The sequence below is a fragment of the Pantoea sp. B550 genome, assembly GCF_024158165.1.
Lineage (GTDB): Bacteria > Pseudomonadota > Gammaproteobacteria > Enterobacterales > Enterobacteriaceae > Pantoea > Pantoea alfalfae.
Map to the genome: position 1 here is coordinate 1475246 of NZ_JAMYXI010000003.1, position 11876 is coordinate 1487121.

Here is an 11876-nt window from a genome sequence, read left to right on the forward strand (position 1 = left end):
TGACAGGCATGAAAGATGGGGGGTGGTGCTGTGGATAACCTTCAGGAGACAACTAAAATCACGCGACCAAAAACAGCCATATAACGAACTGAAACAGGGGGTGATGTAAAATCTGGAGCGGGAAACGAGACTCGAACTCGCGACCCCGACCTTGGCAAGGTCGTGCTCTACCAACTGAGCTATTCCCGCAAAGAGGTTACTGCTTACATTTTAAAAATCTGGAGCGGGAAACGAGACTCGAACTCGCGACCCCGACCTTGGCAAGGTCGTGCTCTACCAACTGAGCTATTCCCGCAAAGAGGTTACTGCTTACATTTTAAAAATCTGGAGCGGGAAACGAGACTCGAACTCGCGACCCCGACCTTGGCAAGGTCGTGCTCTACCAACTGAGCTATTCCCGCGCTTTGTACCGATACTAAATTCTTCACCGGTACGGGGTGCGCATTATACGAGAAATCGTTGCTGCTGCAAGCGTCTGAAAGCAAAATTTTTCGCTTTCAGCGCGTTTGCTGATTAAATCAGCAACCTGGTGATTTCATGCGCACCCGTCGTCGATTAAAGCTGCAAAAAGTGTTCGCGGTAGTAGGCCAGCTCCGCCACCGACTCGCGGATATCATCCAGTGCCTGGTGCGTTCCGCCTTTTTTGAAGCCAGGCAGGATCTCCGGTTTCCAGCGGCGAGCCAGCTCTTTCAGGGTACTGACATCCAGATAACGATAGTGGAAGTACGCTTCCAGCTCAGGCATATACTTAAACAGGAAGCGGCGATCCTGCCCGATACTGTTGCCACAGATTGGCGACGTGTTAGCCGGCACCCACTGTTTCAGGAATTCAATGGTCGCCAGTTCGGCTGCGCGATCGTCAATCTGACTTTCCTTCACTCGCGCAACCAGACCACTGTTGGTGTGGGTGCGGACATTCCACTCATCCATCAGCGCCAGCTGCGCATCGGACTGATGGACGGCCATGACCGGCCCTTCCGCCAGAATGTTCAGGTTGGCGTCCGTCACCAGGGTCGCAATCTCAATAATACGATCGTGCGTCGGATCCAGTCCGGTCATCTCAAGATCAATCCAGATCAGATTCTGTTCATTTCCAGTAGCCATGCTGTTTCCTGCGGTTGCGGTAGTCGTCATTCACGATGAATAAGGTGTATCATAGACGTTTTGCCCAGCCGGGCGAAATCTGGCTAACGCTGTGAGGGTGAGTGAGTAAAAATAAACTGTCGAAGGGCCAACAACGCCGCGTAAGCGCTAACCACGATCGCCGTCTCAACCAGCGCAAAGAGCGTCCGGAAGCGGATGACAACCTGTTTGGTGAAGCTGCAGATGGGGTCGTTGTCAGTCGTTTTGGCATGCATGCTGATGTTGAAGATAGTGCAGGCGTCGCCCACCGCTGCAATATCCGCCGGACTATCCGTTCGCTGGTCACAGGCGATCGCGTGCTGTGGCGTCCGGCGACCAGCGGCGGCAAAGGCATAGTTGAAGCGGTGCACGAACGCACCAGCGTATTAACCCGCCCCGATTTTTATGACGGCGTGAAGCCGATGGCGGCGAATATCGACCAGATCATCATCGTCTCTGCAATCCTGCCGGAACTGTCACTGAACATCATCGATCGCTATCTGGTGGCCAGCGAAACGCTGTACATTGAACCCTTACTGGTCCTGAACAAAACCGATTTGCTGGATGACGAAGCGCGCGTCTTAGTCGATCAGCAGATGGATATCTATCGTGATATTGGCTATCGCGTGGTGATGGTCTCCAGCCGGGCGAAAAATGGCCTGGACGATCTGAAAGCGGCCTTAACCGACCGCGTGAGTATCTTTGCCGGTCAGTCTGGCGTCGGCAAATCGAGCCTGCTGAACGCCCTGCTCGGCTTCGATAAAGAAGAGCAGGTCGCGATTCTCACTAAAGAAGTGTCGGATGGCTCAGGCTTAGGCCAGCACACTACAACCGCATCGCGCCTGTATCATTTCCCGCACGGCGGCGACGTGATTGATTCTCCTGGTGTGCGTGAGTTTGGTTTATGGCATCTGGAACCGGAACAGGTTACCCGAGGATTTGTTGAATTCCGCCCTTTCCTGGGCTCTTGCAAATTCCGTGACTGTAAACATGGCAGCGATCCCGGCTGTGCGATTCGTAAAGCGGTCGAACAGGGAAAAATCAACCGATCCCGTTTCGATAACTACCACCGTATTCTGGAGAGCATGGCACAGGTAAAAACGCGTAAAAATTTCCCTGAGGGTGAAAGTTAATCGGTATAACCGCGTCTGAGCGGATAAGCCGCTGCATTTTGCGAAGCAGATTCCGATCACGCGTCCGGACCGTGCAGCGTGCCGGAAATCAGGTATAGTCGCCATCTGAACGGGGCACTGCTACAATCCGCCCCCTTTTTACCATGTCCTGAAATAGCCAGGAGGCTAAGGTGTTTGATCGTTTAAAACTCGGCTTGAATCATATTCTCCCGAAGAAATGGCTGACTGAACTTGCCGGTTGGGGCGCCAGTCGCCGCGGTGGTTGGTTGACCAAACTGGTCATTGACATCTTTGTCTGGTTTTACAAAGTCGACATGGCGGAGGCGCGCAAGCCCGATACCGCCAGTTATCGGACGTTTAATGACTTTTTCGTCCGTCCGCTGAAAGACGATGCGCGTCCGGTGGATGCCGATGCCAGCCTGATCGCCCTGCCCGCAGATGGTGCTATCAGCCAGCTCGGCCATATTCATGGCGATCAGATTTTCCAGGCTAAAGGTCATCACTACACCATCGATGCTCTGCTGGCGGGAGATGAGCGGATGGCCGCTCAATTTGTGGATGGTGAGTTCGTCACCACCTATCTGGCTCCGCGCGATTATCACCGCGTGCATATGCCGTGCAACGGTATCCTGCGGGAGATGATTTATGTGCCTGGCGATCTCTATTCAGTCAACCCGCTGACCGCGCGTAATATTCCCAATCTGTTTGCCCGTAACGAGCGCGTCATCTGCTATTTCGAAACGGATATCGGACCGATGGTGCAGATTCTGGTGGGGGCGACGATTGTCGGCAGCATTGAAACCGTCTGGGCGGGCACCATCACCCCACCGCGTGAAGGTGTGATCAAACGCTGGCACTATCCGGCAGCGGATGATGAAGGTGCGGTAGTACTGCTGAAAGGACAGGAAATGGGTCGCTTTAAACTCGGTTCGACGGTCATCAACCTGTTCGCGCCTGGTCGCGTCAAACTGGCTGAAAGTCTGGAAGCAGAAAGCAAAACCCGTCTGGGTCAACCGCTGGCGATTGTGCTGCCGGTTGCAACAGACATTTCCGACGTCATCATCGACTAAATTGAGTGTCCTCTGTGCGTTCGATTCTCCTCCTGCTGCTGAGCCTGTGGCTCAGCAGCCCGGCCTTCGCGGCCAGCCTTCCTGATGCCAGCCAGCTCAAACAGCAGCTGGAAGAGATAAAATCGGCCAAAAGTTCTCCATCCCAGGCGGAACAGATCCAGACGATTGAAGCTGCCTTAAACTTCCTCTCCGAACGCGATGACTCGCTGGAGCGCGCGGCGCAATATCAGCAGGTGATTGATGACTTTCCGCGTCTGGCGCGCGAACTGCGTCAGCAGATCGCCACACTAAGCGACAGCGGAAAAACCGTACGCAGCAACATGAGCAGCGCCGAGCTGGATCAGGAGATTCTGCAGGTCAGCAGCCAGTTGCTGGAAGAGGGTCGTCAGGCACGCCAGGAGCAGGATCGGGCGCGGGAAATCAGCGATTCGTTGTCGCAATTGCCGCAGCAGCAGACTGAAGCGCGCCGGGCGATGACGGAGAGTGAACGCCGGCTGCAGGGCGTCAGCACCAGTTCACCACAGGGCCAGCTGCAACTGGCCGCTCGCCAGGCGGAAAGCGCCGCAAATAAAGCGCTCGTTGATGAACTTGAGCTGGCCCAGCTCTCCGCCAATAACCGTCAGGAACTGGCGCGGATGCGGGCTGAAGTTCACCAGCGTAAAGCGACGCAGCTTGATAACTATCTGCAGGCACTGCGCAACCAGCTCAATGATCAGCGGCAACGTGAAGCGGAAGTCGCTCTCGCCCGCACCGAGCAACTGGCGGAAAATAGCGGCGATCTGCCGCCGGCGATTAGCGATCAGTTTCGGGTTAACCGCGAACTCTCTGTTGCGCTGAATCAGCAGGCGCAGCGTATGGATCTGGTGGCATCGCAGCAGCGGCTGGCCACCAACCAGATTATTCAGGTCCGTCAGGCGCTCTCTACGTTGAGAGAACAGTCGCAGTGGCTGGGCGCCTCTAATCTGTTGGGCGAAGCGCTTCGGGCGCAGGTCGCGCGTCTGCCGGAGATGCCTAAGTCTCAGCAGATTGATAATGAGATGGCACAGCTTCGCGTACAGCGTCTCTATTACGAAGATCTGCTGGAGCGTCAGGAGACGCTGCGCAAAGGACGGCAGGCAGATGGTCAGCCCTTCACTGCAGAACAGAAGCGTATTCTTGATGCGCAGCTACGCACCCAGCGTGAACTGCTCAACTCCCTGATCTCCGGCTGTGACACCCTGATCCTGGAGATCACTAAGCTCAAGGTCGGCAACACCCAGCTGCAGGATGCGCTGACGGAAGTCAAAGACGCGACGCACCGCTATCTGTTCTGGACCGCTGACGTCAGTCCGATCGGTCTGAGTTATCCGCTGGATCTGGCTAAAGATCTTTCCCGCCTGCTGTCGCTGGATACGCTGGGCCAGCTTGGCAAAGCCATGGCGATGATGTTTACCAGCCGCAACTCGGTGCTGCCGATTATTGGTGCCCTGCTGCTGGTCGGTTTCAGCATCAGTTCGCGCCGCCACTTCAATGCCTTTCTTGAACGTTCTGCCAGCAAAGTCGGCAAGGTCACCCAGGATCGTTTCCGCCTGACTATTCGTACCGTGTTCTGGTCGATTCTGGTGGCGCTGCCGCTGCCGGTGTTATGGGGCGCACTGGGTTACGGCTTGCAGAACGCCTGGCCCTACCCTATCGCCGTGGCGATTGGCGATGGCATTACCGCCACGCTGCCGCTGCTGTGGGCATTTATGATCAGTGCCGCCTTTGCCCGCCCGAATGGTCTGTTCATTGTGCATTTCCGCTGGCCGCAGAACCGGGTAGCGCGCGCCATGCGCTACTACTCGCTGAGCATCGGCCTGATTGTGCCGCTGATTATGCTGCTGATCGCCTTTGGCAACCTGGAAGATCGGCAGTTCTCCTCGTCGCTGGGTCGCCTCTGTTTCATCCTGATCTGCGGAGCAATCAGCATTGTTACGGTAAGCCTGAAGCGATCCGGTATTCCGCTCTATCTCGATAAAGAGGGGAATGGCGAGAATATGGTGAACCGGATGCTGTGGAACCTGATGATCGCCATGCCGCTGATGGCTGCCCTCGCCTCCGCAGTGGGATATCTGGCGACCGCGCAGGCGCTGCTGGCGCGACTGGAAACCTCAGTCGCCATCTGGTTCCTGCTGCTGGTTATCTATCACATTATCCGGCGCTGGATGCTGATTCAGCGTCGCCGTCTTGGTTTTGACCGCGCCCGTCAGCGCCGTGCCGATATGCTGGCTAACCGGGCGCGTAGTGAAGAAGAGAAAGAGCAAAGCGCGCTGAATACCGACGCGATTGAAATCGAAGAACCGGTGATTGATCTCGATGCGATCAGTGCGCAGTCGCTGCGGCTGGTGCGTTCTATCCTGACGCTGATTGCCCTGGTCTCGGTGATCGTGCTGTGGTCAGAAATTCACTCGGCTTTCGGCTTCCTGGAGAATATTCAGCTGTGGGATGTCAGTACGTCCGTACAGGGCGTGGAGTCGATTCAGCCCATCACCCTTGGTTCAGTACTGATTGCTATTCTGGTATTTATCATCACCACTCAGCTGGTGCGCAATATGCCCGCGCTGCTTGAGCTGGCACTGTTGCAGCATCTTAATCTGACGCCGGGTACCGGTTACGCCATTACCACACTGACCAAATATCTGCTGCTGTTGATTGGCGGGCTGATTGGTTTCTCCATGATTGGTATTGAATGGTCGAAGCTACAGTGGCTGGTTGCCGCACTGGGTGTGGGACTCGGGTTTGGTTTGCAGGAGATTTTTGCCAACTTTATCTCCGGTCTGATTATCCTGTTCGAAAAGCCCATTCGTATCGGCGATACTGTGACGATCCGCGACCTGACCGGCAGCATCACTCGTATTAATACGCGTGCTACCACCATTACCGACTGGGACCGCAAAGAGATCATCGTGCCAAACAAGGCCTTTATCACCGAGCAGTTTATTAACTGGTCGCTGTCCGATTCCGTAACGCGTGTGGTGCTCACCATCCCGGCCCCGGCCAAAGTCAGCAGTGAACAGGTAACCACCATTCTGGTTCAGGCGGCTGAGCGCTGCAGTTATGTGCTTGATACGCCACAGCCGGAAGCCTTCCTCGTCGATTTGCAGCAGGGGATTCAGTTGTTTGAGATCAGGGTACATGCTGCAGAGATGGGGCACCGTATGCCGCTGCGTCATGAACTGCACCAGCTGATTCTGCTCGGATTTGAACAACACGGTATTGAAATGCCGTTCCCACCATTCCAGATGCGCATGGAAACCCTGGGCAAGAAGCTCCCTGCCAGCAACGGTACGCCCGCAGCCCGCGCCTTCAAATCTGGCGGCCTGTAATGAAAACGCCCGGCAAAGCCGGGCGTTATTGCAAGTCTGATCCGTCAGTTACGGCTTAACAAACTCTTCACCCTGAGCAATATCTTTCTTCAGCGTATCGAGCATGCCTGACAGCGCCTGTTGTTCGAAAGCGCTGAGTGTGCCAATTGGTCTGCGTTCAGCAATCCCGTTTTTACCGAGCAGCAGCGGCTGAGAGAAGAAGCGGGCATATTCGCCCTCGCCTTCCACGTAAGCACACTCTATAACATTCGCCTCGCCCTTCAGCGCACGTACCAGTGATAAACCGAAACGTGCAGCCGCCTGGCCCATCGACAGCGTGGCCGATCCGCCACCCGCTTTAGCTTCCACCACTTCTGTGCCGGCGTTCTGAATGCGTTTGGTTAAATCAGCCACTTCCTGATCGCTGAAGCTGACGCCTTTGACCTGTGACAGCAGCGGCAGAATGGTTACGCCAGAGTGGCCGCCAATCACCGGCACTTCCACCTGATCCGGCTGCTTACCTTTCAGCGCGGCCACAAAGGTGTTAGCACGAATAATGTCCAGCGTGGTTACACCGAACAGACGGTTTTTGTCGTAAACGCCGTGCTTTTTCAGCACTTCTGCCGCGATAGCAACAGTGGTATTGACCGGATTGGTAATCACGCCAATCAGCGCTTTAGGGGCCGTGGTGGCAACCTGCTCAATCAGGTTACGAACAATGCCTGCGTTTACATTAAACAGGTCCGCGCGATCCATACCGGGTTTACGTGCGACGCCAGCAGAAATCAGTACCACATCGGCACCCTGTAAGGCAGGCGTGGCGTCTTCTCCACTAAAACCTTCAATAGCTACAGCAGTAGGAATATGGCTGAGATCAACGGCAACGCCAGGTGTAACCGGCGCAATGTCATACAGTGAGAGTTCTGAACCTGCGGGAAGCTGGGTTTTGAGCAGAAGTGCGAGCGCCTGGCCTATGCCGCCAGCGGCACCGAGAACGGCAACTTTCATTCTTAACTCCTTATTAAGGTGGGGCAGAGATGGGCCGAAATTCTATCTGTGTCAGACCTTAATCAACTGCTCAGGCGATGATAAATATCCGCTGTTAATTCTACGTGTTTTCACACTTGCTCGCCGGATTCAAAAGTTACTTATCATTGCGCCTGAATGACCGACAACTTTGCCGTCGTCAGACAGAGAACGGCTGTGTGCGTTTTCTGTTACTACTTCTGATACTACACCACCAATAATATAACAACTTTGCAACCTTCGCCTTTCGGGGCTGTGACGGGGGTTTTGGTCTGAGCGAATTTATTTGCTATTATCGCCGCCCGCTAGCCGCCCGAACTCTGCTCATCAATCGACCGATTGCATAAAAATGCATTTAAATGCATAATCACCACTCTGCCGCGGGCGGATGCGCGGTTATTCTCTCTATTTATTGGTAACCTATGCGAAACCCATCGAAACAAGACGATCTGATCAAGGCTTTCAAGGCCTTATTAAAAGAAGAAAAATTCAGTTCCCAGGGCGAAATTGTTCAGGCGCTTCAGGATGAGGGCTTTGAAAATATCAATCAGTCCAAAGTCTCGCGGATGCTGACCAAGTTTGGCGCAGTACGCACCCGTAATGCCAGGATGGAAATGGTCTATTGCCTGCCCGCTGAACTGGGCGTGCCGACCACCACCAGCCCGTTAAAAAACCTGGTACTGGATATCGACTACAACGATGCGCTGGTGGTGATTCATACCAGTCCGGGCGCAGCACAGCTGATTGCACGTATGCTGGATTCGCTGGGCAAAGCGCATGGGATTCTTGGCACGATCGCTGGCGATGACACAATCTTTATTACCCGTGCGCGAGACTTTACGGTTAAGCAGCTGCACAGCGCGATCCTCAACCTGTTTGAACAGGAACTCTGACCGCTGACTGACGGCCTGCTATCCTGCCCCAGGTCGTCAGTTTGTTCTCTCTGCCCATAGTTTTGCGTCACACTGCTCCGCTGTTTAATAATGATAAGCCTGATTCAATACACCTGACTCCTGGTCAGATCGTTTACTCTGCTTAACCTTCTGCGCTATTTTACACTGCTTTACATCACTGATCCGGCACCATTGCCCGGATCCAGATCAAACTCCAGCCCAATACGCTTCATAGTTTCGCACTAAACGCTAAAGTGATCTATCTCACTGTTTTTGTAATTAAAATCGTCGTAAAGGCTATTTTTTATGCTGTTTTTATAACGTTAAGTTATTAAAAGTAGGCATAATGATAAAGAATCACAAAAAAACATTATTAGCCGGGTATTAATTTCTATCGTTATTAGTTCTATACTTATTTTCGTGATGCAAATCACACTAACTAGAAAGATAAAAATAGACGACGAGGAAATATCTATGAACGTAAAAACTACCATCGCTACCCTGAGCATTCTCTCTGCACTCTCATTTGGTGCAGTAGCAGCAGAATCTATTGATGCCGCGCAGGCACAGGATCTGCAGGCTGTCGGCACCATCAGTGTCAGCGGCGTCGCGGGTTCACCGATGGATATCAAACAGAAGCTCAGTGACAAAGCGGATCAGCAGGGCGCAAAAGCCTATCGCGTGATCGAGGCTTACAACAACGGCAATTATCACGCTACCGCCGCGTTGTATAACTAAACCCAATAATGCCAGCAGCTTTCTGTCTGACGCGCCTTTTTGCGCTCCGGAGAGCTGAAGCAAAATCTTCAGGAGAGTTGACCATGAAAACTAAATTAGCAATTGCTGCTCTTAGTCTGGCGTCCCTGTTCTCAGTGGGTGCCAGCGCCGCCAGCCTGGTATCGAATGAACAGGCGCAGGGTTTGCAGCCCATGAATCAGACCATCAGCATCGGTGGACGTAACGGCGACCAGACGCATATCCGTCAGGTGCTGTCAGAGAAAGCAGATGCACAGGGCGCAAGCCACTATCGCATCATTGAAAACAACCAGGACAACACCTGGCATGTCACCGCTGAGCTTTATAAATAATTAACTGTGATGACGTCTGAAGGCGCATAACAAATATCGACGACCCGCCCTTACGAGTAACCGCAGGTTGTTGAATGTAATGAGGAGATAATCATGAATATCAAAACAACCATTGCTACAGTCAGTCTGCTTTCCGTTATTGCGTTCGGCGCTTCTGCCGCACAGCTGGTAACCGGCGATCAGGCGCAGAATCTGCAGCCTGCGGGTACCGTGACCATCAGTGGAACCGCGGGATCACCGATGGATTACCGCGCAGAACTTTCACAGAAAGCGGATGAGCAGGGTGCCAGCGCCTATAAAGTGATCGAGGCGCGTACCGGTGATAACTATCACATCACCGCACAGCTTTATAAGTAATTCCTCGTCAGATTAATGACGAACCCTTTGGCCCCGCTCGCCGGGGCCTTTTTTCATCTGATGTATTATCTGACATTAAAGTGCAGCCGGCCTTCCAGCTCCTCTTCCGCTTCATCAAATAACAGAATCAGCGCGCCATAACGCCGTCGCTGTCCTCTACCCAGATTGACAAACTCAATCTCCAGCGGCATCGGTAACAGATCCCCTGTCACAACATCCCACAATCCATCCAGATCGCAGATGCGGCGCTCCTCCAGCGCAAATCGCTCGCTGAACTGGCGAAAGAAATGGGCCTGGTCGACTATTTCATTAAAATCAAAACGCTCGATTTTCATGCTGACGGCTCCCATGCTCCGTCTGCGGGCGACCTCTGCCGCCCGTTCATGCCGTTAGCTCAAACCGCCCAGGTGCAGCGCTTTGACCTCCAGATACTCTTCCATACCCAGTACCGAACCTTCGCGGCCCAGACCCGACTCTTTCACCCCACCAAACGGCGCCAGCTCGGTGGAAACGGCACATTCGTTAATGCCGATCATGCCGCTTTCCAGCGCCGCTGAAACGCGAAACACCCGTTGCAGATTCTGGGTATAAAAGTAAGCAGCAAGGCCGAATGGCGTATCATTGGCGCGGCGGATGACGTCATCTTCATCATCAAAGCGGAAACAGGCAGCCACCGGACCAAAGGTCTCTTCCTGCGCAAGCTGCATGCCTTCATGCGCCTCGGTAATGACCGTAGGCTGCCAGAAGTTGCCACCCAGCGCATGGCGCTCACCACCTGCCAGTAGTTTGCCGCCTTTTGCTACCGCGTCTTTAACGTGCTGCTCAACTTTTTCCACCGCCGACGCTTCAATCAATGGTCCGACAATCACGCCTTCATCCATGCCATTACCGACTTTGAGCTTGCTGACTTCGGCTGCCAGCTGCTCAGTAAACGCATCATAGACAGCGTTATGAATATAGAAGCGGTTAACACTGACGCACACCTGACCCGCATTACGGAATTTGTTGGCAATGGCACCCTGTATGGCGGCATCAAGGTCGGCATCGTCGAATACGATGTACGGCGCATTGCCTCCCAGTTCCATCGACACTTTCTTCATGGTTTCGGCGGCATTACGCATCAGCAGCTTGCCCACCTGCGTTGAGCCGGTGAACGAGATTTTACGCACCGCTTTGCTGGCCATGATCGCATCGCTGATAGCATGAGTATCACCCGCCACCGCATTCAGCACGCCATCCGGCACGCCCGCCTGCTTCGCCAGTGCCAGCAGGGCAAAAGCAGAGAGTGGCGTGTTATTAGCAGGTTTAATGATGCCGGTGCAGCCCGCAGCAAGCGCGGGCCCCAGTTTGCGGGTCAGCATCGCCATCGGGAAATTCCACGGCGTAATGGCAGCCACTACGCCAATCGGTTCGCGGGTCGCCAGAATGCGGGATCCGGGTTTTGCGGGCGGAATGATCTCGCCGTTCGCCCGTTTCGCCTGCTCGGCGAACCACTGAATAAAGCTGGCGGCGTACTCCACTTCTCCTTCGGCCTCTTTCAGGGGTTTGCCCTGTTCAGTGGTCATCAGTTGTCCCAGCCAGCGCTTGTTCTCAATGATCAGCTGGTACCAGCGATTGAGAATTTCAGCGCGCGCTTTTGCGGTCTGCGCCCGCCAGGCGGGAAAGGCACGTTCCGCTGCGGCGATAGCCTGTTCCGTTTCCGCCTTACCGGCTTTTGCCACCTGCGCAATCACCTCGCCGGTTGCCGGATTAGTCACGTCAAACGTGGACGCCGCCTGATGCCACTGACCGTCCGCTAAATAGCCGGTCCGGAACAGTTCGCTCTCTTGCAGTGATTTCATTGATTCGCTCCTGTCAGTTTTGC

At 54.1% G+C, this 11876-nt stretch carries 11 protein-coding genes and 3 tRNA genes; 7 read left to right on the forward strand and 7 right to left on the reverse strand.

The window, feature by feature from the left end; translation table 11 throughout:
• Positions 1-113: 113 nt before the first annotated feature.
• The 4 genes from NIM72_RS09890 to orn all read right to left on the reverse strand — a co-directional run bounded on the left by NIM72_RS09890 (position 114) and on the right by orn (position 1104).
• Positions 114-189, reverse strand: a tRNA-Gly gene (locus NIM72_RS09890).
• Between the two features lie 30 nt (positions 190-219).
• Positions 220-295 (reverse strand) — tRNA-Gly (locus NIM72_RS09895).
• Positions 296-325: 30 nt separating this feature from the next.
• Positions 326-401: transfer RNA gene (locus NIM72_RS09900), tRNA-Gly, on the reverse strand.
• A 154-nt stretch (positions 402-555) separates the two neighbouring features.
• Positions 556-1104, reverse strand: coding sequence for an oligoribonuclease (gene orn / locus NIM72_RS09905; protein WP_003855299.1), 549 nt, complete (start codon positions 1102-1104; stop codon positions 556-558).
• Between the two features lie 101 nt (positions 1105-1205).
• Here orn and rsgA point away from each other — a divergent pair, with 101 nt between their 5' ends.
• The 3 genes from rsgA (at position 1206) to mscM (ending at position 6669) form a co-directional block, all read left to right on the forward strand.
• Entirely contained in the window at positions 1206-2255 is a 1050-nt protein-coding gene (gene rsgA, locus NIM72_RS09910; protein WP_253420185.1) for a small ribosomal subunit biogenesis GTPase RsgA, read from the forward strand.
• 170 nt (positions 2256-2425) lie between these two features.
• The gene (gene asd, locus NIM72_RS09915) at positions 2426-3325 is read left to right on the forward strand and encodes an archaetidylserine decarboxylase (RefSeq protein ID WP_161734938.1); all 900 of its coding nucleotides are present in this window, start codon (positions 2426-2428) and stop codon (positions 3323-3325) included.
• Between the two features lie 14 nt (positions 3326-3339).
• Positions 3340-6669, forward strand: coding sequence for a miniconductance mechanosensitive channel MscM (gene mscM, locus NIM72_RS09920; RefSeq protein ID WP_161734941.1), 3330 nt, complete (start codon positions 3340-3342; stop codon positions 6667-6669).
• A gap of 48 nt (positions 6670-6717) precedes the next feature.
• On the opposite strand, the gene mdh is transcribed toward mscM, so the two are convergent.
• Complete coding sequence (mdh, locus tag NIM72_RS09925) at positions 6718-7656, reverse strand: malate dehydrogenase (protein WP_161734944.1); 939 nt, start codon at positions 7654-7656, stop codon at positions 6718-6720.
• Positions 7657-8096: 440 nt separating this feature from the next.
• Here mdh and argR point away from each other — a divergent pair, with 440 nt between their 5' ends.
• The 4 genes from argR (at position 8097) to yhcN (NIM72_RS09945) (ending at position 10012) form a co-directional block, all read left to right on the forward strand.
• Entirely contained in the window at positions 8097-8567 is a 471-nt protein-coding gene (gene argR, locus NIM72_RS09930; RefSeq protein ID WP_013359192.1) for a transcriptional regulator ArgR, read from the forward strand.
• Positions 8568-9041: 474 nt separating this feature from the next.
• Complete coding sequence (yhcN, locus tag NIM72_RS09935) at positions 9042-9305, forward strand: peroxide/acid stress response protein YhcN (RefSeq protein WP_098052264.1); 264 nt, start codon at positions 9042-9044, stop codon at positions 9303-9305.
• A gap of 83 nt (positions 9306-9388) precedes the next feature.
• A complete protein-coding gene (locus NIM72_RS09940) occupies positions 9389-9655 on the forward strand; it encodes a YdgH/BhsA/McbA-like domain containing protein (protein WP_161735991.1) in 267 nt (88 codons plus the stop codon).
• Positions 9656-9748: 93 nt separating this feature from the next.
• On the forward strand, positions 9749-10012 hold the full coding sequence (yhcN, locus tag NIM72_RS09945) for a peroxide/acid stress response protein YhcN (protein WP_161735990.1): 264 nt from the start codon (positions 9749-9751) through the stop codon (positions 10010-10012).
• A gap of 65 nt (positions 10013-10077) precedes the next feature.
• Here yhcN (NIM72_RS09945) and NIM72_RS09950 read toward each other — a convergent pair whose 3' ends face one another.
• Both NIM72_RS09950 and NIM72_RS09955 read right to left on the reverse strand, forming a co-directional pair.
• The gene (locus NIM72_RS09950; RefSeq protein WP_033734738.1) at positions 10078-10347 is read right to left on the reverse strand and encodes a barstar family protein; all 270 of its coding nucleotides are present in this window, start codon (positions 10345-10347) and stop codon (positions 10078-10080) included.
• 54 nt (positions 10348-10401) lie between these two features.
• Positions 10402-11853 (reverse strand): NAD-dependent succinate-semialdehyde dehydrogenase, encoded by a 1452-nt coding sequence (locus tag NIM72_RS09955; RefSeq protein WP_161735989.1) that lies wholly within the window; start codon positions 11851-11853, stop codon positions 10402-10404.
• Positions 11854-11876: the final 23 nt, after the last annotated feature.